The sequence below is a fragment of the Paraburkholderia sp. FW306-2-2C-D06C genome (genome assembly GCF_058781505.1).
Map to the genome: position 1 here is coordinate 233,854 of NZ_JBYSWU010000001.1, position 22,664 is coordinate 256,517.

The 22,664-nt window shown below is 61.2% G+C and carries 21 protein-coding genes; 12 read left to right on the top strand and 9 right to left on the bottom strand.

All coding sequences use genetic code 11. The features are described from left to right. Positions 1-199: 199 nt before the first annotated feature. Positions 200-1,873 (bottom strand): porin, encoded by a 1,674-nt coding sequence (locus AC3WLT_RS01050; RefSeq protein WP_492589916.1) that lies wholly within the window; start codon positions 1,871-1,873, stop codon positions 200-202. A 926-nt stretch (positions 1,874-2,799) separates the two neighbouring features. Between AC3WLT_RS01050 and AC3WLT_RS01055 the strand changes: the two genes are divergently transcribed. The 4 genes from AC3WLT_RS01055 to AC3WLT_RS01070 all read left to right on the top strand — a co-directional run bounded on the left by AC3WLT_RS01055 (position 2,800) and on the right by AC3WLT_RS01070 (position 7,828). Next, complete coding sequence (locus AC3WLT_RS01055; RefSeq protein ID WP_492589918.1) at positions 2,800-4,311, top strand: sugar ABC transporter ATP-binding protein; 1,512 nt, start codon at positions 2,800-2,802, stop codon at positions 4,309-4,311. 24 nt (positions 4,312-4,335) lie between these two features. Continuing rightward, positions 4,336-5,361: an ABC transporter permease gene (locus AC3WLT_RS01060; protein ID WP_492589920.1), complete on the top strand. Its 1,026-nt coding sequence runs from the start codon at positions 4,336-4,338 to the stop codon at positions 5,359-5,361. Between the two features lie 88 nt (positions 5,362-5,449). Next, positions 5,450-6,391, top strand: a complete 942-nt coding sequence (locus tag AC3WLT_RS01065) for an ABC transporter substrate-binding protein (RefSeq protein WP_492590130.1) — start codon at positions 5,450-5,452, stop codon at positions 6,389-6,391. 138 nt (positions 6,392-6,529) lie between these two features. Beyond that, positions 6,530-7,828, top strand: a complete 1,299-nt coding sequence (locus AC3WLT_RS01070) for an L-fuconate dehydratase (RefSeq protein WP_492589922.1) — start codon at positions 6,530-6,532, stop codon at positions 7,826-7,828. Positions 7,829-7,905: 77 nt separating this feature from the next. On the opposite strand, the gene AC3WLT_RS01075 is transcribed toward AC3WLT_RS01070, so the two are convergent. From AC3WLT_RS01075 to AC3WLT_RS01105, 7 genes are all read right to left on the bottom strand, one after another. Next, positions 7,906-8,562, bottom strand: coding sequence for an aspartate/glutamate racemase family protein (locus AC3WLT_RS01075; protein ID WP_492589924.1), 657 nt, complete (start codon positions 8,560-8,562; stop codon positions 7,906-7,908). Positions 8,563-8,792: 230 nt separating this feature from the next. Continuing rightward, positions 8,793-9,797, bottom strand: coding sequence for a fatty acid desaturase (locus tag AC3WLT_RS01080; RefSeq protein ID WP_492589926.1), 1,005 nt, complete (start codon positions 9,795-9,797; stop codon positions 8,793-8,795). 120 nt (positions 9,798-9,917) lie between these two features. Beyond that, entirely contained in the window at positions 9,918-10,667 is a 750-nt protein-coding gene (locus AC3WLT_RS01085; protein ID WP_492589928.1) for a CDP-diacylglycerol diphosphatase, read from the bottom strand. 56 nt (positions 10,668-10,723) lie between these two features. Next, on the bottom strand, positions 10,724-12,178 hold the full coding sequence (gene iaaH, locus AC3WLT_RS01090) for an indoleacetamide hydrolase (protein WP_492589930.1): 1,455 nt from the start codon (positions 12,176-12,178) through the stop codon (positions 10,724-10,726). A 17-nt stretch (positions 12,179-12,195) separates the two neighbouring features. Next, on the bottom strand, positions 12,196-12,834 hold the full coding sequence (locus AC3WLT_RS01095) for a hypothetical protein (RefSeq protein ID WP_492589932.1): 639 nt from the start codon (positions 12,832-12,834) through the stop codon (positions 12,196-12,198). A 116-nt stretch (positions 12,835-12,950) separates the two neighbouring features. Beyond that, the gene (locus AC3WLT_RS01100) at positions 12,951-13,166 is read right to left on the bottom strand and encodes a DUF6566 family protein (RefSeq protein WP_492589934.1); all 216 of its coding nucleotides are present in this window, start codon (positions 13,164-13,166) and stop codon (positions 12,951-12,953) included. A 507-nt stretch (positions 13,167-13,673) separates the two neighbouring features. Next, entirely contained in the window at positions 13,674-14,333 is a 660-nt protein-coding gene (locus tag AC3WLT_RS01105) for an NADPH-dependent FMN reductase (protein WP_492589935.1), read from the bottom strand. Positions 14,334-14,818: 485 nt separating this feature from the next. Between AC3WLT_RS01105 and AC3WLT_RS01110 the strand changes: the two genes are divergently transcribed. From AC3WLT_RS01110 to dmeF, 3 genes are all read left to right on the top strand, one after another. After that, a complete protein-coding gene (locus AC3WLT_RS01110; protein ID WP_492589937.1) occupies positions 14,819-15,487 on the top strand; it encodes a J domain-containing protein in 669 nt (222 codons plus the stop codon). A 291-nt stretch (positions 15,488-15,778) separates the two neighbouring features. Beyond that, positions 15,779-16,054: a metal/formaldehyde-sensitive transcriptional repressor gene (locus tag AC3WLT_RS01115; protein WP_492589939.1), complete on the top strand. Its 276-nt coding sequence runs from the start codon at positions 15,779-15,781 to the stop codon at positions 16,052-16,054. Positions 16,055-16,066: 12 nt separating this feature from the next. Further along, entirely contained in the window at positions 16,067-17,359 is a 1,293-nt protein-coding gene (gene dmeF, locus AC3WLT_RS01120) for a CDF family Co(II)/Ni(II) efflux transporter DmeF (RefSeq protein WP_492589940.1), read from the top strand. Between the two features lie 178 nt (positions 17,360-17,537). Here dmeF and AC3WLT_RS01125 read toward each other — a convergent pair whose 3' ends face one another. Further along, positions 17,538-17,879 (bottom strand): H-NS histone family protein, encoded by a 342-nt coding sequence (locus AC3WLT_RS01125; protein ID WP_492589942.1) that lies wholly within the window; start codon positions 17,877-17,879, stop codon positions 17,538-17,540. Positions 17,880-18,489: 610 nt separating this feature from the next. Here AC3WLT_RS01125 and AC3WLT_RS01130 point away from each other — a divergent pair. The 5 genes from AC3WLT_RS01130 to AC3WLT_RS01150 all read left to right on the top strand — a co-directional run bounded on the left by AC3WLT_RS01130 (position 18,490) and on the right by AC3WLT_RS01150 (position 22,634). After that, on the top strand, positions 18,490-18,762 hold the full coding sequence (locus AC3WLT_RS01130) for a hypothetical protein (RefSeq protein ID WP_492589944.1): 273 nt from the start codon (positions 18,490-18,492) through the stop codon (positions 18,760-18,762). A gap of 580 nt (positions 18,763-19,342) precedes the next feature. Then, positions 19,343-20,236 carry a glutamate/aspartate ABC transporter substrate-binding protein gene (locus AC3WLT_RS01135; RefSeq protein WP_492589945.1) on the top strand — a complete coding sequence of 298 codons (894 nt, stop codon included), beginning with the start codon at positions 19,343-19,345 and terminating at the stop codon, positions 20,234-20,236. Between the two features lie 196 nt (positions 20,237-20,432). Continuing rightward, on the top strand, positions 20,433-20,981 hold the full coding sequence (locus AC3WLT_RS01140; protein ID WP_492589947.1) for a hypothetical protein: 549 nt from the start codon (positions 20,433-20,435) through the stop codon (positions 20,979-20,981). A 170-nt stretch (positions 20,982-21,151) separates the two neighbouring features. Further along, on the top strand, positions 21,152-22,276 hold the full coding sequence (locus AC3WLT_RS01145) for a diguanylate cyclase domain-containing protein (protein WP_492589948.1): 1,125 nt from the start codon (positions 21,152-21,154) through the stop codon (positions 22,274-22,276). Between the two features lie 58 nt (positions 22,277-22,334). After that, positions 22,335-22,634, top strand: coding sequence for a proline racemase family protein (locus AC3WLT_RS01150; protein WP_492589950.1), 300 nt, complete (start codon positions 22,335-22,337; stop codon positions 22,632-22,634). Positions 22,635-22,664: the final 30 nt, after the last annotated feature.

Here is a 22,664-nt window from a genome sequence, read left to right on the forward strand (position 1 = left end):
GCCGTTCACACGCTGCGGCCAAATGGCCGCTTACCGCGGGTCGACGGTGTGGAACGTAACGCGAGGCCTGTGCCGGCAGACGCCCCTATCGGACCTACTCCGATCAGCGTGGGTGGATATCAAAAATCCCGACGTGCATGAGGAGCGCGAAAGCCCGTGACAGGTTTGCGCGTCCCTCACTCCTGCAACGAGATCGGGTTCAGAACTTGTAATTCAGGCCGACGGAGACCCCCATTTCTCTGCCGCCCGCGTAGCAAAACGGCGCACCCTGCGAGATCGAGCTGCCGTCATGACAATCGACGGTGACGCTTCGCCCGCCTGCGCCCAAGGCATAGTGCGCCGCCGACTTATTGAGTGCCACTGCATAGTCTGCATACACCGTGGCATGTTTATCAACAGCATGTTTATACAAGGCGGTAAACATATTGGCGGCGTTGGAGGGATTCGCCGTACCAATGGCGTTTGGGTCGGCGGGAGCCGTGTTATGTTGTCCCGGGTCGCCCGGGGTGCGGCCGGCGTGGGCCCAACCAACGCTCACGCTATCTTTAGGGGTGAGTTCCTGCGTCACGGCAAGCCAGAAGCCATTGCGGCTCCGCTCGTTCTGCGATTGCAGGTAGGCCGGAATGTTTCTGCGGAGCACTTCAAAAATCGCACTCACAGTGGTCAGCGTGGGCAACTTATATTGCGCACCGACCTTGAACGCCCATTCGTTGCCGATGTCGTTGGGGTCCGTCCCGTCAGGCGAAGCCAGCGCAGCAGGAGTGTTCGTGACATCGCTTGAGCGATTCACGCCGAGGTGTATCTCATAGGCTGTCGTAAAGTACAGGGGGCCGTTGCTATAGGCGAGGTTCGCGCTGTAGGCCGACCCGTAGCTACCGTCGTTACACGCAATTGGATTTCCACCACTACCAGGGACATTGCCGCCCGTGCAATTCGACTCGCCCGAAGCCTGCACCGAATTTTCGTAACCGCGGTTTTGCCCGGGCGAAACCAGTGCGTTGAGAGACCAGCCGTGAAAACTCGGCGACTCATACCAGATCGCGTGATCCAGTCGCGTGCCGAATTCAACGCGGTTGTCGCCGCCGGTATTTCCCATAATGATCGAGTAATCGCCGAGCGTGCCTGAGAACGGATTCATGCGAGCGGTCGACGTTTTATATGGAGCATCGGTCTTGCCAATCTTCAGTGCGCCCCAGGTGGGCGATGCCAGTCCAATGAAGCTGTTACGGGACGTAAGGGCGCCTTTGACCGTGGAATCCTGTGCCGAGTTTGAATTGGAGGTACCGGCGGTCGCGGAAATGTCCAGTTGTGTTTCCAGTTGGTAGACGAAAGCGAGGTTGTTGTCTGAACCAAACGGTCGCTTGCCGCGAACACCGATGTACGAAAGATTGCTCGAGATGTCGGGCTGCCAGCCCATATGCCCCCGGGGCGACACGACAGTCCCGCCAGGTGTGACATATGAAGAGTGAAGTCCCTTCGTAGCGTAGTCCACGGAGAGGTCCAGATTTCCGTAGAATTCCATGTCTCCCAGCGCAGCCAGTAACGACTTCAACTTCGGCGGCATGCCGGCACCCCATCCAGAGGACGATGACGCTGCGTCGGATACCTGCTGCGCGCCTGAGGCCGTGCTTGTACTTGCGGCACCTGAATTCGCTACTGGCTGATTGCCCATCGGTTGAGCCTGCTTCGCCATCAACGCATCGAGCTTTTTGTTAAGGGCGTCCATTTGCTGTTTCAACAGCTGGATCTCTTGCGTCTGATCATTCGATGCGTTTGCCTGCGCGAGCGCTCCTCCTGAACAGGCAACACCGCCGACCGCCAGCAAAAGCAGTCGAACCGGAACACGAGGCAGCGTCAGCTTTATCTTTTTCAAAATTATCTCCTGATATCGTTAGCCATTCTAATTTATTGTTATATTTAAATTAATTTAAAGATTTTTTAAAATGAGGATTAAATTATGGGGCTGATCTGTTCCGGGCTATCCATTGCCTCAATCTCCCAGTTCACAGTGATGGTCTTTTTATTCTGGTGCGGCCATTCGGAGACGATTACGAATTACCTGCGTAAATCTATTGATTTAATTACAAAATCAATCTATCCGTACCGCCTTGTATGCGAAACGTGGCCTCAATTTGAGGCCATCTCGTCGATTAAGATAGTTAAATCTTTTTATAGTATCCATTACCCGAAGCTTAAGGAAACACTGTCTTAAGCACGGTCTATGCGTGCTTGATGCGAGAATGCCGCCGGGCAAACGGACGTTGATCCTGTTCTGATTTATCGAACGGCTCTGTCGCAACAGGTGTGTGCTGCCGGGAACGACACCAGCTCCTGACAGCTGCGTCCACGCATAGCGCTTCCGCGCATAAGAACTGCTTGTCGATGGACGCGGTTATGCGGGTAAGGGCCAGCGGAGCCGTGGGAAACTTCCTGGAACGCGGACAATCGCACTTTCACTGACTCGATTCAATCGACTGCGACAGACACAACGGGGTTCGACGACGTGTGGTTATAGGTGCGGCTCAATTGGGGCGGCATCAGCCGCACGTCTGGCCGCAAGGGCGCGAGATACATTGCGCATGACCGCGTGACACTAGGGAATGCCTACGCTTGAGCCGCTGCCGTCCAGCGTCGTAAAATCGTGGCACATCCGTTTGGGGGACCAGCAATGTGCCTGGCTTCTCGTTGCGATTTCAGCCGCGATATCTACCGCGATATCCGGCGCCACCCGGCGCTTTTTCGACCCGCTCCTCGCCATGAGGCCAGTGGCCGTCGCGGACTTGCCGTTGAATCCGCGCCATGACCCCGCTCATTTCCGTTAAAAGGCTCAGCAAGAGCTTTCCCGGCGTGAGGGCGCTTCACGAAGTCCAGTTCGATCTCATGGCGGGGGAAGTCCACACGCTGATGGGCGAGAATGGCGCCGGCAAGTCGACGCTGATGAAAATCCTCGCCGGCGTATACACCCGGGATTCCGGCGAAATTCTCTATGACGGCCAGCCGGTCGAGTTCTTGAGCCCGCGCGAGGCGCAGGCCATGGGCGTCTGCATCATTCATCAGGAACTCCAGTTGATGAATCATCTGAGCGTCGCCCAGAATATGTTCATCGGCCGCGAGCCGCGCGGACGCTTCGGCCTGTTCCTCGACGAAGACAAGCTCAACGCGCAAGCGCGCGACCTTCTTGCCCGCATGCATGTGAATATCGACCCGCGCGCGGTTGTCGGCACGCTCACCGTCGCGCGGCAGCAGATGGTCGAGATCGCCAAGGCTTTGTCCTTCGATTCGCGCGTCCTGATCATGGACGAACCCACCTCGGCGCTCAACGACGCCGAGATCGCCGAGCTCTTCCGCATCATCCGGGAGCTGAAGAGCCGGGGCGTGGGAATCATCTATATCTCCCACAAGATGGACGAGCTGAAGCAGATTTCCGACCGCGTCACCGTGTTGCGCGACGGCGAATATGTGGCCACTGTCACCGCCGGGGACACCAGCGTCGAAGCGATCATCGGCATGATGGTCGGGCGAACTTTGACCGACGTCGCGCGTTCTCACAGCGCCGGGGACAAAGGCGAGGTCGCACTCGAAGTAAAGAATCTGAACGCCGGTCCGCTGGTCAAAGACGTGAGCTTCGCGCTGTACAAAGGCGAGATATTGGGCTTTGCCGGCTTGATGGGCGCCGGCCGCACCGAGGTCGCCCGGGCGGTGTTCGGCGCCGATCCGGTCGAATCCGGCGAAATTGTCGTGAGAGGCGTGAAAGCGACGATCAGGAATCCGAGCGACGCGGTGGCGCGCGGTATCGGCTATCTCTCGGAAGACCGCAAGCGCTTCGGCCTTGCGACCGGCATGGATGTCGAATCGAACATCGTGATGTCCAACTTGCGCAAATTCCTGTCGCTCAACTTTTTCTTGCGCCGCGCTCAGATACGCCGGACAGCCTCCCATTTCATCAATGCGCTCGCCATTCGTACGCCCTCCGCGGCGCAGCAGGTGCGGCTTCTGTCGGGCGGCAATCAGCAGAAAATCGTGATTGCGAAGTGGCTCGAGCGCGACTGCGACGTGCTCTTCTTCGACGAGCCGACGCGCGGCATCGACGTCGGCGCCAAGAGCGAAATCTACAAGCTCCTGCGCGCGCTCGCCGAGCAAGGCAAGGCGATCGTGATGATCTCGTCGGAGTTGCCGGAAATCTTGCGCATGAGCGACCGCGTCGTCGTGATGTGCGAGGGGCGCATCACCGGCGAACTCTCAGCCGCGGAGGCGACGCAGGAGCGCATCATGCACCTGGCGACGCAGCGCGAAACCTTGAAAGCGGCGTGAGCCTCAAGAGGGGAGGTCCAATTTATGACACAGCCATCGGATACGTCGGCGCTGGCCAATGAGGGACGGCCGTCCGGCCTTAGAGCCCGCATCTTCGCGCCGGCTGCTCTGCAAAAGCTGCTCGCCTTCGCGAGCCTGATCCTGCTGCTGGGTTTTTTCAGCTTCGCCTCGCCCGCTTTCATGCAGACCGACAATATTCTCGGGATTCTGCAGGCAACGGCGGTCAACGGCGTTCTGGCGATCGCCAGCACGTTCGTCATCATCACCGGAGGCATCGATTTGTCGGTCGGCACGTTGATGACCTTCACGGCGGTCATTTGCGGCGTGTTTCTGACCTTCTGGCATTTGCCGATGTGGATCGGCGTCGTGGCTGCGATCGGCACGGGCGCAATCTGCGGCACCATTTCGGGAACCCTCACGGCGAAAATGAAAATACCGCCCTTCATTGCCACCTTAGGCATGATGCTGCTGCTGAAAGGGCTTTCGCTCGTCGTCTCGGCTGACAAGCCGATCTATTTCAACGACACCGAAAACTTCTACATGATCTCTCAGGATTCGCTGATCGGCTATTTCCTGCCGAACCTGCCCATTCCGAACGCGGTCCTGATCCTGTTTTTCCTTGCGGTCGTGAGTTCGATCACGCTGAATCGCACGGCGCTCGGCCGCTATACATTTGCGCTCGGCAGCAACGAGGAAGCCGTCCGCCTTTCCGGCGTGAATGTCGATCGGTGGAAGATCGCCATTTACGGCCTGGCCGGGGCAATTTGCGGCGTCGCGGGGCTGCTCATCGCGTCGCGCCTGAATTCGGCCCAGCCGGCGCTAGGCCAGGGCTATGAGCTCGAAGCGATCGCCGCGGTGGTGATCGGCGGGACCTCGCTCAGCGGCGGTGCGGGCACGATTCTGGGCACGATCATCGGCGCTTTCATCATGAGCGTGCTGACCAATGGCCTGCGCATCATGTCCGTCGCGCAGGAATGGCAGATCGTGGTGACGGGCCTCATCATCATTCTCGCGGTCTATGCCGATATTTTGCGGCGCAAGAAAAGCTGAAGCTGCACGGGACAAGATCAAGAAAAGGGAGCGCCAAGGGCTCTCCCAACGGCTGAAAGTTGATGGCTACCTTAGGAGGAGAAACCCCATGTTGAAAAGAAAACTAATTGGTGTCGTGGTCGGCGTCGGCGCGCTCATCGGCGGGACGAGTCTTGTCCGCGCGGACGAAACCTACATTCCGCTCATCTCGAAAGGCTTTCAGCACCAGTTCTGGCAGGCCGTCAAAGCCGGCGCTGAACAGGGGGCGAAGGAGCACAAGGTCAGGATTACGTTCGAGGGACCGGAAACGGAGGCTATGGTCGACAAGCAGATCGATATGCTCTCGGCCGCGCTCGCCAAGAAACCCCAGGCGCTCGGCATCGCCGCACTCGACAGCAAAGCGGCCATTCCGCTGTTGAAGCGGGCGCAGGCCGCCAAGATACCGGTCATCGCCTTCGACTCCGGCGTCGACAGCGACATTCCGCTGACGACGTGCGCGACAGACAATCTTGCCGCGGCCGCGCTCGCCGCCGACAAGATGGCCAGCGCGATCGGCAATGCCGGTGAGGTCGGCGTGATCGTGCACGACCAGACCAGCCGCACCGGCATCGATCGCCGCGACGGCTTCCTGAACGAGATGAAGGCGAAGCATCCGAACATCAAGATCGTCTCGGTCCAATATGGCGGCGGCGACCATCTGAAGTCGGCGGAAATCGCCAAGGCGATGATCCAGGCCAATCCCAATCTCAAGGGCATTTTCGGCGGCAATGAAGGCTCGGCGGAGGGTGCCGCGATCGGCGTCAGGGAGTCGGGCAAAAAGCTCGTCCTGATCGGCTACGACTCCGGCAAGGAGCAGAAGGAGGACATCAATTCGGGCCTGATGGCCGGCGCTATCACGCAGAACCCGGTCGGCATCGGCAAATGCGTTGTCGACTCCGCGATGAAGGCGCTGAAGGGCGAGAAGCTGCCCAAGAAAGTCGACACGGGCTTCTACTGGTACGACAAGAGCAATATGAGCGATCCGAAGATCGCCGCCGTGCTCTATGATTGACCGCTGCCGCCTGGGCGCGGCGAGAGAGGAGGGCGCGCGGCGCCTCCTCTTCTCTTCGCGACCCGCGTCGCGGGGAGCGAAGGTGGCCGCGAAAAGGCCGCGCGGAAGTCGATAGCTGCCGCCCAGGAGGGTGTTCAGATGTCCACGATCACAAAGCTGTCCGTCCGGGACATTCGGTTTCCGACCTCGCGTTCACTCGACGGCTCCGATGCGATGAACGTCGCGCCGGATTACTCCGCCACCTATGTGACGCTCGCAACCGATTCGCCGGAGACGGTCACGGGCCATGGCCTCACCTTCACCATCGGGCGCGGCAATGAGATCTGCGTGACTGCGGTACAGGCGCTTGCCCCATTGGTCGTCGGCAAGACGCTCGAGGATATCGCGGCGAACATGGGCGCTTTCTGGCGCGCGCTGACGTCGGACAGCCAACTGCGCTGGATCGGCCCGGACAAGGGCGCCATTCATCTGGCGACGGCGGCTGTCGTGAATGCGGTTTGGGACCTGTGGGCCAAAGCGGAAGGCAAGCCGGTGTGGAAGCTGCTCGCCGACATGAGCCCCGAAGAACTCGTGCGCTGTCTCGACTTCCGCTATGTGACCGACGCGATCACGCCGCATGAAGCCATCGCCATGCTGCATCGCCATGCAAAGACCAGGGGCGAGCGCGAAAAGGACATGCTGGCGCGCGGCTATCCCGCCTATACGACTTCGGCCGGCTGGCTCGGTTACGACGACGACAAGATCCGCCGGCTCGCACGTGAAGGCGTCGCGCAGGGCTGGACGCATTTCAAGCAGAAGGTGGGCGGCAATCTCGAAGAAGATGCGCGCCGGGCCCGCATCCTGCGTGAGGAAATCGGCGAAAACCTGAAGCTGATGATGGATGCGAACCAGGTATGGGATGTCGATGAAGCGGTCGCCAACATGCGGCGCCTGGCGGAATTCGATCCATGGTGGATCGAGGAACCCACGAGTCCCGACGACATTCTCGGCCACGCGGCCATCCGCCGGCGGATTCAGCCAATCGGCGTAGCGACGGGCGAGCACTGCCATAACCGTGTGATGTTCAAGCAGTTGCTGCAGGCGCATGCAATCGACTTCTGTCAGGTGGATAGCTGCCGCCTGGGCGGTCTGAACGAGGTGATCGTCGTCCTGTTGATGGCGGCGAAGTTTGGCGTGCCCGTGTGCCCGCACGCGGGCGGCGTCGGCTTGTGCGAGTACGTGCAGCACATTTCGATTTTCGACTATATCTGCGTGTCGGCGTCGCTGGAAAACCGCGTGCTCGAGTACGTGGATCATCTGCATGAGCATTTCGTCGATCCTGTCGTGATCCGCAGCGGCCGTTACATGCCGCCGCAACGTCCCGGCTACAGCATCGAAATGCTTGCGGCGTCGCTCGATCAGTATTCCTTTCCTGATGGCCCCGTCTGGCGGCCCTGAGACAGCGCGCGGGAGCATGACCGATAGTGGGTAGCAGTCGGCCGTAAACGGACTGGCGCTATCGGGCCGTATTCCGATCAATCATCCAGTGCAGTCTTTCCAGGCTGCTGCATCACCGCTTGCAGCGCGGCGTGAGCGCTATCAACCGGATGCCGTCCCTTGCCGACGAGACGCGCGGCCGGTGCCATCCACGGGTGAGCAAACGCGACTACCGTTGCGCCGGCTTCGTAGGCCTCATCGGTTGCCCGCGCCGTTGCAGCGAGGCATGCGTCGAGATCGCCGCTTTTGAACAGCTCCCAAACCTGGGCGACGTGATTGATCGACACTGAAGCACTCTCTTTGTTTGCGTACTGCTCGAACAGACGTCTCGTAGGCTCAATGGCACTTTCCGCGGCACACAACACGATGATTCTTCCGCCAATGCTTGCGGCCACGGACGCTAACGCAGCATCTGCCCTTACGATTGGAACCGGAGGATGCTCGATGTCGCTCACGGCCGGGCCAAGCGTGGCGCAGGTCAGGATGACAGCGTCGGCGCCGGCGGCCAATTCGAGGAGACAGTCGTTTGTCTGCGCCTTCAACGCGCTTGTGAATGTTCCAGCCTGATCCACTGACAGACGGAGGTCCGATCGCACTTCATGATGAAGGTGCTCGATTGGCAGTCCAAGATCTCTTGCCGCTTGCTCAAAAACGTTCTTGTTGCCTTCAATCGTGTGCAAAAAGGAAATTCGCATTGCTGGTTACCCCGATTCGGTTGCATGGCTGATGGTCGGTATCGACACAAATTCGTCGCGCCCGGGTCGACAGCTTCGCCGGATGGCTCACTAGCATTGTTGCAACGCCGTTCGGGTGTAACAAGACAACTCTAAGTAACGGTATAGCTGATACCACCCTCGTTCCAGGCACACCGGGTTCGGATTGCCGAAGCGCGACCTGCCGACAGTGGCGCCTTCGCCCAGCAGGATCAAGACCTGACGATCGAGATAGACGAACGCAAATGCGACCGCCGCTTGGCACCGGGCAGATTTTCGCTTTCCGGGTGCACCACCTGGCTGACGGGCGTCAGCGCGTAACGGGTGAGCCATTCCTTATATCCCTTTACCAGAAAGGCTCCGTTGCGTTCCAGATAAGATTCCCGCCGCTCCTCGTAGACGCGTTTCAGCGCATACCACGGCACATGCGGCAGATCGTGATGCACGGCATGGTAGTTATTGTTCAGGAACAGCAGACGCCAGAACCACGCCGCTTCATTGATGACGGTGCGATGCTCGTGAGCATGCGCCGCGCGATGTTCCTGAAACGAGCGAATCGAGCCCAACGCCAGCGAGCCATAACCGACGCCGGCAATGAGCAGCCACACGGGTATCCCGCAAGCACGCTGGAGCCAGATCGTCAGCGCGGCCAGCGCAGCGAAGTGTGCAAGCCAAACCGGCACGTCGCGCCAATCGCCTCGCTTGATTTTCGCCAGCGCGTCCACGCCGGTTGCAGCAATCGCAAAAGCCGGCCCGACCAGCAGGCGGCCGATGAATGTATTGCGGAATGTCAGCAGCGCACGAATCGGCCAGCCTGCACGAACCCACACCCCCTGGCTTATGAAGTAACTCTCGGGATCGTGGTCGGGACGCGTCAGATGTGGATCGTCGTGATGCTGAAGATGCGAGTCGCGATAGATGCCATACGGAAACCACACCGCCAGCGGCAGGAAACCCAACAGTGCGTTGACGAGCGGCGAACGGGTTGGATGACCGTGCAGCAGTTCGTGTTGCAGCGACATGTACCATGCGCTGAGCAACGCGAGCAGCATGATGGTCAGCGGCAAGCCGAGGTTGCGCGCGTGCGTCGCGACGCCGAGCCATCCACCGTAGATCGTGCCGATCAGTGCCCACGTCGGCCATTGTGTGCGCCATGTCCAGCTCGCGGCGAGCCGCGCGAGCGTTTTGCGTTGGGTGTCGTCGAGGTAAATCGCCATCGGTTGGATCGGCCGGAATACACGTTCAGGCTGATCCTACGGACCAATCCGCACCACTCGAACCATTTTGTTGAGCAATGCATCTGCGAATTTGTGCATTAGTGACGGCGGGCCTGTGCGTCAGCCGCCGTCCGCAATCCGGCAGGCATGGTCGAGCAAGCCTTCCGCCGTACCGCTGCCGTTGTCGGCTTCGATGCCGCTATTCACCACCAGCCAGCCGTCACGCTCGGCCGACGGCCCCGCGCCCGTCACGAGAATGGTTTGTGTGGCCATCGCGTCGGCCCCCTTGTTGTCGCGCGCGACCAGATGAAACGGATCGTTTCCTTGCGTGAGCGCGGTGATCCGCATGATCCGATAACGGTTTCCGTTGAGCGTGTCCCAGCGCCATGTGCCGGGCGCGTCATGCGTGTGACGCGCGAGCGCGTCGCTCACGTCGCCGCGCATGCAATCGATATGGATATGCAGTTGCTGCTGGGTGCGCCGGAAAGCCGAGTTGATCTCGATGCCGAGCCGATTGTCGGGCAGCGGCTGCTTGACCGACTTCTCCACATAGTGCCGCGACGCCCACGCATCGGCCCAGTAGTCCTGCGCATGGGCGTCCAGCACACGCGGGCTTTCGATTCCGGTGATGCGATCGGTCGGAATCAGCAGATACTGCGATCGGCCGACGATGTCCTTCAGAATCGCATAGCGCTTGTCGAGATCGACGGCCGTGCACTGACCCGGCGTGCCGCTGGCCTGTTGCGACGGCACGCAGCGGAGGTCGACTATCTTCCATAGCGCGTCGGAATCGAGTGCGGCGAGGCGCGCGCATGCGCAGACCAGCGCGACGACCGATAACGCGGCCGCGACCGCCGCGGCGCTTCGCAATGGGTTTCGCAGCGCGCTTCGCAGCGGGCCTCGCTGCACGCGGTTTGCCGTCCGCATCAAAGCGCCGGCGCGGGCAGCACGCCGAGCAACTGCTCGAACGCGACGCCGATCGCCAGCAGCCGCCGGTCGCTGCCCAGTGGTCCATCCAGCTCGAGGCCGACCGGCAAGCCGCCCCGCGTCATCCCCGCCGCGAGCGACAACCCCGGAATGCCCGACGTGCTGGCCGGATCGGTGTTGCGCAGAAACGCGTCCATCGTGTCGATCGGCGCGGCACCGTCGATCGATACCGTCGACGAACCGTGCACGTCGTCGATCGGCACCGCGGCGAGGCGGGTGGTCGGAAACAGCAGCGCGTCGAGACGATGGTCCGCGAAGGTCGCGGCGACATACTGCTGCAAGCTCGGCCGCCACTGGTTCAGCGCCGCTTCATAACGCGCGCCGAGCTGATCGGCGAGCACGGCGTCGTAGATGGCGCGCACATCCGGGCTCGCGATGCGGGCCGCCATTTCGGCCACGGTCTTGACCGGCGCGTCGTTGGCGACGAGCCAGGCGCGCAGGTCCTCACGCGCCTCGTGGATCGCGATCGGGCCGCCGACCAAACCGTTCAAGGTCTCCAGTTCGCTCATCTCGACCGGCACCAGGCTCACGCCGGCTGCCTCGAGCCGGTTCAACGCGGCGCGCGCGACAACCTCCACCTGCTTTTCGAGCCCCGCCCACAGCGGCGCGGGCAAGCCGATGCGCAGACTGTTCAGCGCAACCATAGGCAACGGGCCCGCGCCGGTGATGACGCCGTCGAGCAACGCGATGTCGGCGACCGTGCGCGCCATCGGTCCCACCGTGTCGCGCGTATGGCTGATCGGCACCACGGCGTTCGGATCGTGATAGCGCCGCTCGGCGCCGCCGTTGCCCACCGACGGACGAAATCCCGCGATGCCCGTCAGTGCGGCCGGAATCCGGGTCGAGCCGCCGGTATCGGTGCCCAGACCCGCGGGCGCGATGCGCGCGGCGATCGCCGCGGCGGTGCCGCCCGACGAGCCGCCCGGGATCAGCGTCGGATCGTACGGATTGCGTACCGGCCCGGCGTGCGTGGCCAGGTTCGTGCTGGTGATGCCGAACGCGAGTTCGTGCATATTGGCCTTGCCGAGTACGATCGCGCCGGCGTCGATAAGCCGTTGCACCGAAGGCGCGTTCGTCTTCGGCGCGAAGTTCTCGAGCGCGGGCGTGCCCGCCGAAGTCTGCAGGCCGGCCGTATTGATGTTGTCCTTCACGACGACCGCGAGACCGGCGAGCGGCAATTGCGTTTTCGCTTCGGGCGGCAACGCGTCGATGCGCCGCGCGGCGGCCAGCGCGCCGTCCAGATCGAGCGTGGTCAGCGCGTTCAGGCTGGAGAGTGCGGCGGCGCGGGCCAGCAGCGTGGCGATGTAGTCGGCGGCTTTGAGCCGCCCCGACTGGATCGCCTCGACCGCTTGAGTCGACGTCAAAGCCAGTTGTGCATCGACGGTCCAGGTCATGGCCGACGTCTCCTTGTCTAGTGCTGCCGGTTTCGGCGCGATGTTTTCATGAAGCGTAGCGCAAAGCGCGCGAGGGCCGGCACCAGCCGCGCATCGTAACCGCTCATACGCCGGTCGTTTTCCGCGAGACACAGTTCGATCAGTTTGCGCACTTCGATTGCTTCACCGATCATTTTGCTGCTTTCGGGCAGGAAGTTGGAATCGTGCGCGACGCCTTGGGCGTCGAGACCTTTGGCGATGGCGACGCGCTGCCAGATCAGCACGGCCCAGATCGCGGCGACCCGCAGCGCATGCCAGGGCCGTCGCCACCATGGCATTGTGCGCCGATGCCACGCGACCCAGTTGGCGAACAACAGAATGTGGCGCGCTTCTTCCTGAATCACCGGCTCGAAGGTCTCGACCAGCGCCTCGGGAAAGTAGCCGGACTGCTGCGCCGCGATGTCCCAGATCGGCCGCGAGCACAGGCATTCGAGCGTGTCCGGGGGCAGCGGAAGCCATTCGATCACGGCCGGTCTATAGGGGTTGTGGGTTTCAAGCAGCATGCGGCAAAACATCTGCTTGTGAGCGTCTGAACCGATCTTCACGCGGGCGGGGCCGCGGAATGTCCAATGGCGCAGGGTGCGATCTTCGGCGGCGTCTGTCAGGGTGTCGGACATGGCAGGCGAACAGAGAGCGAACTGGTGTGTCGCCTATTCTGGCACAACCATTTAAAACCCGACGCCAGGGCCGGCAAACTGCGCGCGCCGGCTGGCTGGTCTACTGCGTTACTGCGTCATTGGCGGCTGTCGATCCACATGCGTCCCCAGCGGAACGCATAGGCGAGCGCATGTTCTTCGTCGAAGAAGTAATCTAGCGCGTCGAACGAATAGGCCTGGCCCTCGTTCGCGGTGGTTTTCTCGATGGTCAGGTTGGCGGCGAACAGGCCGTTGGGCAGGCGTTGTGCAACCGGTGCGACTTCGTAGCCCTTGTAGCGGATATGTGAATTCATGGTCGTGGCAGTGAGTATGCCCGCGTTGCTAGGGGGAACCGGCGTTCGAGGTGCAACCCTGTGCGTCAGGTGGCCGATGATTCAGCGGGCAGGGGGGAAGCGTAGGCCGCGCCACGCAACGGGTGAACCAATCTTTCGTCGTAAGCAAATCAGCGAGGTCCTGGAACCGTCTTCAGGAGGCCTGATCGGGCCATAGTCGCTGTATTCGCACACACTATCCGGCGCTCTCGGCGGGAAGTCTGTTGTTTGGCGCACGGTTTGCGCAATGGCGTCGCGGGCGGTTTTGAGCGCGTGCGATCAGACGCTCTGCGAGCAGGATTGGCTTTGATGAACCTTTGGGATGAGACGCGCCGTGGGGGGCGGCTTGAGCGCGTGGCCCGCGAATGCGGCGTCAAATCAATGACGCGAGAACCGGCGCGAGAACCCACGGTCGTTAGCGGTTGGCCGCGTTGCGATGCGGCAAGCATCGTGGACCGGCTTCGGTCCACGATGCAGTGCGCAAAAGCGTCAAACCGCGTGCAGGAGCCTTGCCGGTTGCGCTTCCTTGAGCGCGTTGCCGAGCGGCGCAGCCGCCGGCGTGCGGTGCGCATTGAACGCCAGCGCGAATTGCGCGGCTTGCTGGCCGACCGTCGAGAGCTGGCCGACCACCTTGGCATCCGAGCACGTGTCGACGGTGTCGAAGCGCGTTTCCAGCGTGTTGATGCCGGCGCCGAACGGCGTCGGCCAGCCGCGCAGCGCGTGCACGATCGAGCGTAGCGAGGTCAGCACCGAGCCCGCGGCCTGCCAGCCATAAGCCGTGACGATGCAGCCGACCGCGCGGCCGTCCAGATACGGACGTTCATCGGCGCGCAGCTCTTCGAGCGTGTCGAGCGCATTCTTGACGAGACCCGATACTCCGCCGTGATAGCCGGGCGTGGCGATGATCACGGCGTCCGCGTGGCGCACGGCTTCGATCAGTTCGAGTTGTTCGTCGGTGCGTTGCGGGTTTTCCGGTGCGTAGTGGGGCAGGCTATGCAGGAAGGTGCCGCCGAACAGGCGGGTATTCGCGCCGGCGGCTTCCGCGCCACGCAACGCAAAGCCGAGCGCGCGCTCGGTCGACGACGCGGCGCGGGTCGTGCCGCCGATGCCGATCACGAGAGGCCGGCGGTGATGATCGAAACTGGTCAACGAAATGCTCCTTCGGTAGCGGCTGCCGGTACGCTGGCGCGGGGCTGCGCGCAGAGGAACCGGGGCGAACCGGACTTTGAAGTGTCATCTTAATGACGCCCGCCAGCCCCGCGAAGCGACTTTTTGTTCTAACGATATAACCGCTTGAGGTTGTCGCACGGTCGGCTGGTGCTGCGGCAGGCATCGCGACAGGCGCCCCGGCGGGCGTTTCGATTCAGATGCCGCGCGCCGTGCAATGCAGCTCAGGCCGCGCCGGATAAGCATATGGCGAACGATTGTTTGGGGACGCGATGACGCGAGGCTATGATCGGATCGTCTCCTCCATGACATCTCCTTGACATGGGACTCGGCCTCGCTACGCCAGTGGCGGGGTCTTTTTTTTTGCGCGGCCTTTCATGTGCGCAAACGCTCGCGCTTCACAATAAAGCAGTTTTTCGCATGCTACGATGGTCCGCGAAGCGATTCCCGCCGAGGTCGAGCAAGCGATGACAACCCTCTATGACACGCTCGGCGTGCACGCGCACGCCACTCCCGACGAAATCAAGCGCGCCTACCGGAAGGCCGCGATGAAATGGCATCCCGACCGCAATGCCGGCGCCGAACACGTGGCGCGCGCCACCTTCCAGGAAATCAAGGACGCGTACGCGATCCTGTCCGACGCCGCGCAGCGTAAGGTGTACGACGCGGTCTATGCCGAGCAGATGCGCGGCTGGGAAGCGCAGCGCGCGCGTCAGCAGCAGGCGCAAGCCGAGCGCGAGGCCGCCGCGCGGGCGGCCGACGAAGCCGCGTATGCGGAAATGGTCTCGCTGGCCATGCGTTTCGCCGACGAAGGCCACAATCGCGACGTCCTGTTCGGCGTGCTGCTCGGGCGCCAGTGCGAGGCGCGGCGGGCGGCGCAGATCGCCGACAGCGTCGCGGCATTGCAGGCATCGCGGCGCGAGGCGGAAAAGGGCGAGGCGGCTGCTGAGGCTGCTGCGACTTTTGAAGCCTCCGAGACTCCGATGGCTTCCACCCCGGCTGAGGCGGCGGCCGCAAAGGACGAAGCCGCCAGCCCCGTCAATCACGCCACGCGCGAAGAAAATTCAAACGACGCGCATCCGCTCGGTGCGTTAAGTGGACTCTGGTATCAGTTTCTGAACGGCCTGCGGCTTTGACCCGCGGCTTTGGCTTGCGCATGTCCGCGTGCGGGGAGAACGAGTCCGGCTCATTTGTCCGGCAGACGATGGACGTAGACCGGATTGATAGAGGCAGCAGCCTTTAGCGCTGGGTATCCGCTTCCAGAATCAAAGCACACGTGCTGCGCATTCTTTTGCGGGGCCGGCCCACGGTGGCCCCCCCTCAGAAAACGCCTGAAACGGATCCGCCACGCGGATCCAAATACCCCACCCCCCTATCCCGATTCTCCAAAAGGTTTATACTCCCCCCGGGTATAGACGGAGGATGGAATGGGTCACACGATTCAGGATAAGCAGAAGCTCCTCAACCGCGTCCGCCGCATCAAGGGGCAGGTCGAAGCCATCGAGCGGGCGCTCGAGGAAGAGCACGGCTGCTCGGATGTTCTGCAACGAATTACGAGTTGCCGGGGCGCCATGAACGGTCTGCTTGCCGTTGTGCTGGAGGACCACATCAGGAACCACCTGGTCGACGCGGATACCGGCGAGGAGTCAGGCGGCAGCGCGACCGAACAGATCATCGAAGTTGTTCACAGTTATTTCAAATGAGCCGAGCGGAAAATGAATGAGATCGACTTCAAGGACGCCGCGTTTGGCGCAGGGCATGACCACATCTTTCTGGGTGCCGGTCACGAAAAGAACGAGCGCAAGACGTGGGCGGTGATCGCGCTGTGCAGCGCGATGATGCTGATTGAAATCGTCGGCGGCAGTCTATTCGGGTCGCTTGCGCTCGTGGCCGACGGTCTCCACATGTCGACGCATGCAGGCGCAATGTTGATTGCCGCGCTCGCCTACACGTATGCGCGCAGGCATGCCGCCGATTCCCGCTTTGTGTTCGGTACCGGCAAGCTGGGCGATCTCGCGGGATTTACGAGTGCCATCGTGCTGGCGATGATTGCCGTGCTCATCGGCTACGAGGCGGTTGCGCGTTTTCTGTCACCCGTGCCGATTCATTTCGGCGAAGCGATTCCTATCGCCGTGGTGGGCCTGCTGGTCAACCTCGCGAGCGTGTGGTTGCTGAGCGGCGACCACCACGGCCATGGCCATAGTCATGGGCACGGCCACAGCCACGGTCACGATGAGCACGGTCACGATGACGAGGTGCAGAAGGTTTTTGCTTCGTCCGGTGTGTTTGCCGTGTCCATTTTCGAGGACGGCGTGCCTCCCGTTTTTCGCGTCACGCCGGCGACGGAGAATTCAGTGCTGGACCCGTCGGTAACGTCTATCACCACTATCCGGCCGGACGGTGCGCGGCAGGTATTTGCGTTGGCGGACCGTGGTGGCTATCTGGAGTCGAAGGAAGACATTCCTGAGCCGCACGCTTTCAAAGCCATTGTGCGGATAGCGGACGGTGAGCACGAGCTCGGGTTCGAGGAACATGAGCACGGTCACGACGCGCATGAGGCGCACGAGGCGGCTACGCGGGACCACAACATTCGCTCTGCTTACCTGCACGTTATCGCGGACGCGGCGGTCTCCGTGCTGGCCATCGTCGGCCTCGTGCTCGCGCGGACGTTTGGCTGGCTATGGATGGACCCGCTGGCCGGCGTCATCGGAGCACTCGTGATTGCGAACTGGTCCTATAGCCTGATGCGCGACACCGGCGCGATTCTGCTCGACATGAATCCCGACAGGCGCATGGAAGACAATGTTCGTCACGCCATCGAGGACCGTGGCGACAAGGTTGTCGACCTGCATGTGTGGCGAGTGGGGCCCGGTCACATGAGCGCCGTCGTGTCGGTTGCGACCAGCGAGTCTCAGCGGGATTCGCGCTTCTATCATGCGGTGCTCGAACGCTTCAAGGGGCTCTCGCATGTCACCGTTGAAGTGCAACCGCCGCGAGCGCCGGCCTGAATCGCGGCAACTGATTCGCCTCCATGAAAAAGCGATTCATGGAAGTAGGAGGGCGCATAGCCGGACGCGCGGGTGACCGCGTACTGAAAGATTCGCCTGTACGCCGGCGCCGAATCGATTATTCGCCGCGGCCTGGCAACCGAGGCCGGCTTTACTTTTACTTTTCGTCCGCGGTCGATCAGGATCGCGGACTCTGCCGCGCGAGCGGGCTTCCCGCAAACGGGTCGTTTTGCCAATCCACGCGCTTTTTTGCAGGCGGTGTGGCTACCGGTGCGGCCGACAATTCGAAGTGTTCGATTGTCTGGCCTGCGCTAATTGCCTGTTTAAGCCATTGGGGCATTTCACCCTGGCCGTCCCAGGTATCTCCCATGGCGCTTCGGTAGCGCTCCGCATTTTGTCCCGCGTTTCGACCTGATTGCTCGGACGCCAGCGCCGAAGCCAGATCTTCCGGCTTGATACCAAACTCTTCCATGCGGCGGCGGAGATACGCAATCATGCTATCTCGCTTCCTTTCGTCCATAAGATATTCGTCCTTCTAAATCGTCCGGCTTTCTGTCAAGTGCAGATTGCAAGGGGCCTCGAAGACAGCGAACCCATGTAATGGGGTCGGCCTGCGGGGACAGGTTTTACATACGGTTGGATGAGCGTCACGGCCGCAATGAAAAGACGGTGCTGATAATGCACGGGTTGCGAACGCCCGGTCTCATATGCAGGCACCGTCAACTCGGCGGTGCCTCGCGCGGGCCAATTTTCTGCGTTATGTCGATATCATAGCGCACTGTACGGTCGCCGCACGCCATGTTGCGTCGGCTTTCGCAGGAGTCCGCACGCCGCTGGTTGAAATCCTGAGCACCCGACCTATAACAAAAACGCAGGGCAAACAATCTGCATCTCCAGCCGTGTGAATACTGATTCCGGCAAATCGCGAAATCGCAGTCGACATCAGTCGAAGGACTGGCAACTATATATTCATTTAGTTCTGTGACTCGCCGCAGCAGCACGTGTTAAGGCATTCGCTCGTCCGTCAGCTCGATTTGGCTACAAGGCGTTTTTTCGCGGATAGGACATCGGGACATGAAAATTCTTCCGATGGCGTCAACGCTGCTGCGCCGCATTCGAGGAGTCTGGACATGAAATTACGTTTAGTGGTGCCTTTGGCGGGCGCGGTTCTGGTTCTGTTTTTTGCGCCGACGACAGCCGCCGCGCTGGACAGCCAGCAGGGCCGTGCACTCATGCAGCATGACGCGAACGAAACAGCGCAATCCACTACCGACATATCGCTCGGTGAAACTGGACAGGACGCCGCCTACGGCGGCGCGGCAGACAGCCGCTCGCAGGCAGGGAGCCGGCAGGACCGGCCGTGCGCGACCGGTCCTCAATGCAGGATCTATTTTGGTCAATGACACTTAAGGCAATCGAATACCCATACCCGCGAGTCCAATTTTACGGGCTCGTCAGCGAGCGATTTAATACGATGTTATGGTGTATCCGACTTAGGTTTTCACTGGGTGAGTTTTAAACCCATAGTGACAGGCAGGCAGTTTATCGCCTGCTTTTTTATTGTGGCTATTGCTTCGGATTTGATGGGTCCGGTGAAGCCATTCCAATCCCGCCCGTTGTTCAGTTGCTCGCAAACAATACTATGTCGATCGAAGCCTCCCGGCCATCCGTCACCCTTTTCCGGTTTCAAACGTCGGCGCGGCAGGCTGCGCGATATCTGCGATACCTGCGTTAATCCGTTTCATCAAAATCGTCTCCCGGTCCGCGCCCCGTTCCAGGCCGCTTTACCCCGAGAGTTCGCTAGTCCGCGGGTACGGGCGGCGCGAGCCGGCGGGGGCTGACAAGCGGTGCGCGTCGGCGCGCAGCCGCTCAATCCCGTATCGGTAGTTAACATATGTTGCGATAATTTTTGTCATGGCAACATATGTATCGGGTTGCGCATCGGTGCGACCTATAGCTTTTCGAAACGGATAGGGGATTGTCATGAAATACGCGTCGCTATTGGCTCTCGCAACGGTTGCGATTTTCTCGCAGGCCGTTTCAGCGCAAGATGCCCAACCGACCTTGACGAAGGTTCAGAGTTCGAACCTGATCGCAATCGGTCATCGGGAGACATCTGTGCCGTTCTCTTATGTCGATTCCAATAATCAGGTCGTCGGGTTCTCCCAGGACCTGTGCAACAGGATCATCGAGGCGGTCAAGACAAAGACGGGGCATCCCGACCTCCGCGTCCGCTTCATACCTGTCACGTCGCAGAACCGCATTCCGCTGGTTCAGAATGGGACGGTCGACCTCGAGTGCGGCGTCACGACTAATCTGACCTCGCGGCAAAATCAGGTCGCGTTTTCCGATACGTTCTTTGTTGCCACAACACGTCTGCTCACACGCAAAGACTCCGGCATCAAGGATTTTCCCGACCTCGCCGGTAAAACCGTGGTGACCAATCAGGGCACGACGTCAGAGCGTATCCTCAGGAAAATGAACGAGGAGAAGAAGATGAACATGCAGATCATCAGCGCGAAAGACTACGGCGAAGGAAGAGCCACGCTCGAAACAGGACGGGCCGTCGCTTACATGATGGATGACGTTCTGCTTGCCGGCGCGCGTTCGCTGACCTCACAGCCAGCCGATTGGGTGATCGTGGGGGCGCCTCAGTCGTCGGAGGCGTACGGTTTCATGCTTCGCAGGAATGACCCCGAATTCAAGAAGCTGGTTGACGACACGATGAGCCAGGTGATGAAGAGCGGTGAAATCAAAACCATGTATGACAAGTGGTTCATGAAGCCGGTGCCTCCGAAAAACATCAACTTCGATTTCCCGATGAGCGACGCGATGCAGAAGCTCTATGCGACACCGAACGACAAGGCTTTCGACTGAGTTTTGGCGCCGCTTACACCAGCCGCTTACACCTGCTTCTTACACAGGCTCTTGCACTTCCTGTTCGTGGGCATCGCCGCCACAGAAACGGAACGCGCGCTGTCCGCCCGCGAGGGCGCGCACGCCGCTCTTTTGATTGCGCCGCGCGGCCGGCAAGCTAGAATTGGGCGTCGAACTTACGTAACGAAATACGCAGATGAAAGACGCATTCGAACGCCGCGCTCTGTTGTTGCACCTCGGAGAGGTATTGGAGGCCGTGAACTGGCTCCTGAAATGTGACGGTGAGAAGACCGTGCACGAACTGGCGGCAGCAAACGCTTCGTTCGCCAGCTTGGCGCTACTCACTCAGGTATCGCCGCGGATGACATCGAAGCAGTTTGTACAGCGCGCGACGAGCGCCTTCTTTGCATGGCCGGGGGAGTTACTCGAGCCTGAGTTGAATCGCGAGCGTCTTGCATCCACGGTCCAGCTGAACCTGTTTGCCGGCAACACGCAAGGATGGCGGGCGTATGTCGCCGCGTTGAGAGGTGAGGTTCCGTGGTTCGGCGAGGGCCTGCTGCCGTTGAAGGCCGGCGAGGACGTCCATGTGGATCCCGCTGAAGGCGCGGCCGAAGGCGAGCAGCTGAACGAGGTTGCGGCCGCTGGCGACGTCGAACGCAATGGCGGGCAAACTGAGGATCTGCGGGAGAGTGTTGAAAGCAGCGAGCGTATTTATCCCTCCTGGCCTTGGAAGCCAGGTGTGTAGGGACTTCGTGAGCGGTTATTCGTCAGCGGTTATCATTGACAGCATTTTCGACTGATAGCCCTTATGGAGAACCCTTGCTTTCGCGTCTATCCCGCTCAGCGAATGCCGACCGTAATCGCTTTGTCACACTTTACGTTGCGATAGTCGTCGGCTTGTTGGTCGCTGCGGGAATGTTTCTCTACGAAGCCCGCGTCATCGTGGACGACGGCTTGCGCGACGAAGAAGCGTTCGCCGTGCTCGGCGCGGCGAACAGGGTCTTGCACAACCTCGAAAATGCGGAAACCGGACAGCGCGGGTACCTGTTGACTGGCGACGAAAGCTATTTGTTGCCTTATCGTCAGGGAGTGCACGATCTGGACGATACCGTCCTGCACCTGCAGCGGGTAGTGACCAACGACGAGAAATCAGTCGAACTGGTCCGGCAAATCGAACATTCGAAGACGGACAAAGTGACGGAACTGGCGCGCAGCATCGAGCTCGCGCGCTCGGGTAACCATGCCGCGGCCATTGCGCTCGTGCAGACCAACGAAGGCAAGCGGTACATGGACAGCCTTCACAGCGACCTCGGCCAGTTGTTGAATGACTGGCGGGAAAAGCGCCGGGTCGCCACGCGCGATGCGCACGTGCGGCTGGTGTATGGCACGGCCGCGCTGGCGGCAGTCGCCGTTTTCGTGTGCTGTCTGCTGGTCTACACACTCTTCATTCAGCGGCGCGCGTTTGCGAAAGTTCAGGCGTATTCCGCGGCGCTCGATCTGGAGGCCGCGCAGGATTCGCTGACCGGCTTGCCGAACCGTCGCCGGTTGCTGGCGGCAATCGACGCGCTGGTGCCTTCCCCGGCGGACGACTTCCAGCGCACCGGCCTGCTGTACCTCGATATAGATGGCTTCAAGAGCGTCAACGACGCGCTCGGCCATAGCGCCGGCGACGCCTTGTTGCGCCGGCTCGGTGAAGCGCTACGCGCGGCGACGCGGGAGCAGGACATGCTGGCGCGTGTCGGCGGCGATGAATTCGTGCTGCTCGCGGCCGATTGCGACGACGACGAACAATTGCGTGAGCTGGCGGGCCGCCTGATTGCGCGCGTTCGCGAGGTCGGCGACAAGGAATATGCCGGACGTTTCCAGATCAGCGTCAGCATTGGCATTGCCACCTGTCCCGACCGGGCCGACTCCGTCGAGCAATTGCTCGACGTCGCCGATGCGGCCATGTACGCCGCCAAGCAGGCGGGCCGGTCGACATACCGCTTCGGCACGTCTGCTGGCCGCGGCGCGTCCAACGTCGTGAAGCTGACGAGGTAAGCGCGGGTCAGCGCTGTTGCGCCGGAGCGGCGCCATCGAAATCGAAGCCGAGGGCGTCATGCGGACACTCGCCGGGCGACGCAAGCCAATGGATGCGCGCCTCAACCCGTGGTTGCCCCTTGCTCGCGTCGAAGTAGGCAGTCGCCTTGTTTCACGCTCCACCATCGGAGGGGAGTTCAAAGTCGAGTTGCTGGGTCGCACCGAAGTGGCAGGCAAGGCTGCAGTCCTCCCGCGTATTCAGGGTCGCGCGTGGGTTTACGGAATCCAGCAGCTCGGCGTCGACCCGGACGACCCGCTGGCCGCCGGCTTCATGTTGAGCGACACGTGGGGCTCGGGTTTCCCGAAAGCTTTAGGGTAGGTGCGCAATGGTAAACTTGAACGCACGCCC

Bases quoted from the DNA above. Each gene is read 5' to 3' on its own strand.
- AC3WLT_RS01055 (WP_492589918.1), top strand. From the start codon at position 2,800: ATGACCCCGCTCATTTCCGTTAAAAGGCTCAGCAAGAGCTTTCCCGGC.
- AC3WLT_RS01060 (WP_492589920.1), top strand. From the start codon at position 4,336: ATGACACAGCCATCGGATACGTCGGCGCTGGCCAATGAGGGACGGCCG.
- AC3WLT_RS01065 (WP_492590130.1), top strand. From the start codon at position 5,450: ATGTTGAAAAGAAAACTAATTGGTGTCGTGGTCGGCGTCGGCGCGCTC.
- AC3WLT_RS01070 (WP_492589922.1), top strand. From the start codon at position 6,530: ATGTCCACGATCACAAAGCTGTCCGTCCGGGACATTCGGTTTCCGACC.
- AC3WLT_RS01075 (WP_492589924.1), bottom strand. From the start codon at position 8,562: ATGCGAATTTCCTTTTTGCACACGATTGAAGGCAACAAGAACGTTTTT.
- AC3WLT_RS01080 (WP_492589926.1), bottom strand. From the start codon at position 9,797: ATGGCGATTTACCTCGACGACACCCAACGCAAAACGCTCGCGCGGCTC.
- iaaH (WP_492589930.1), bottom strand. From the start codon at position 12,178: ATGACCTGGACCGTCGATGCACAACTGGCTTTGACGTCGACTCAAGCG.
- AC3WLT_RS01095 (WP_492589932.1), bottom strand. From the start codon at position 12,834: ATGTCCGACACCCTGACAGACGCCGCCGAAGATCGCACCCTGCGCCAT.
- AC3WLT_RS01100 (WP_492589934.1), bottom strand. From the start codon at position 13,166: ATGAATTCACATATCCGCTACAAGGGCTACGAAGTCGCACCGGTTGCA.
- AC3WLT_RS01110 (WP_492589937.1), top strand. From the start codon at position 14,819: ATGACAACCCTCTATGACACGCTCGGCGTGCACGCGCACGCCACTCCC.
- AC3WLT_RS01115 (WP_492589939.1), top strand. From the start codon at position 15,779: ATGGGTCACACGATTCAGGATAAGCAGAAGCTCCTCAACCGCGTCCGC.
- dmeF (WP_492589940.1), top strand. From the start codon at position 16,067: ATGAATGAGATCGACTTCAAGGACGCCGCGTTTGGCGCAGGGCATGAC.
- AC3WLT_RS01125 (WP_492589942.1), bottom strand. From the start codon at position 17,879: ATGGACGAAAGGAAGCGAGATAGCATGATTGCGTATCTCCGCCGCCGC.
- AC3WLT_RS01130 (WP_492589944.1), top strand. From the start codon at position 18,490: ATGAAATTACGTTTAGTGGTGCCTTTGGCGGGCGCGGTTCTGGTTCTG.
- AC3WLT_RS01135 (WP_492589945.1), top strand. From the start codon at position 19,343: ATGAAATACGCGTCGCTATTGGCTCTCGCAACGGTTGCGATTTTCTCG.
- AC3WLT_RS01140 (WP_492589947.1), top strand. From the start codon at position 20,433: ATGAAAGACGCATTCGAACGCCGCGCTCTGTTGTTGCACCTCGGAGAG.
- AC3WLT_RS01145 (WP_492589948.1), top strand. From the start codon at position 21,152: ATGTTTCTCTACGAAGCCCGCGTCATCGTGGACGACGGCTTGCGCGAC.
- AC3WLT_RS01150 (WP_492589950.1), top strand. From the start codon at position 22,335: ATGCGGACACTCGCCGGGCGACGCAAGCCAATGGATGCGCGCCTCAAC.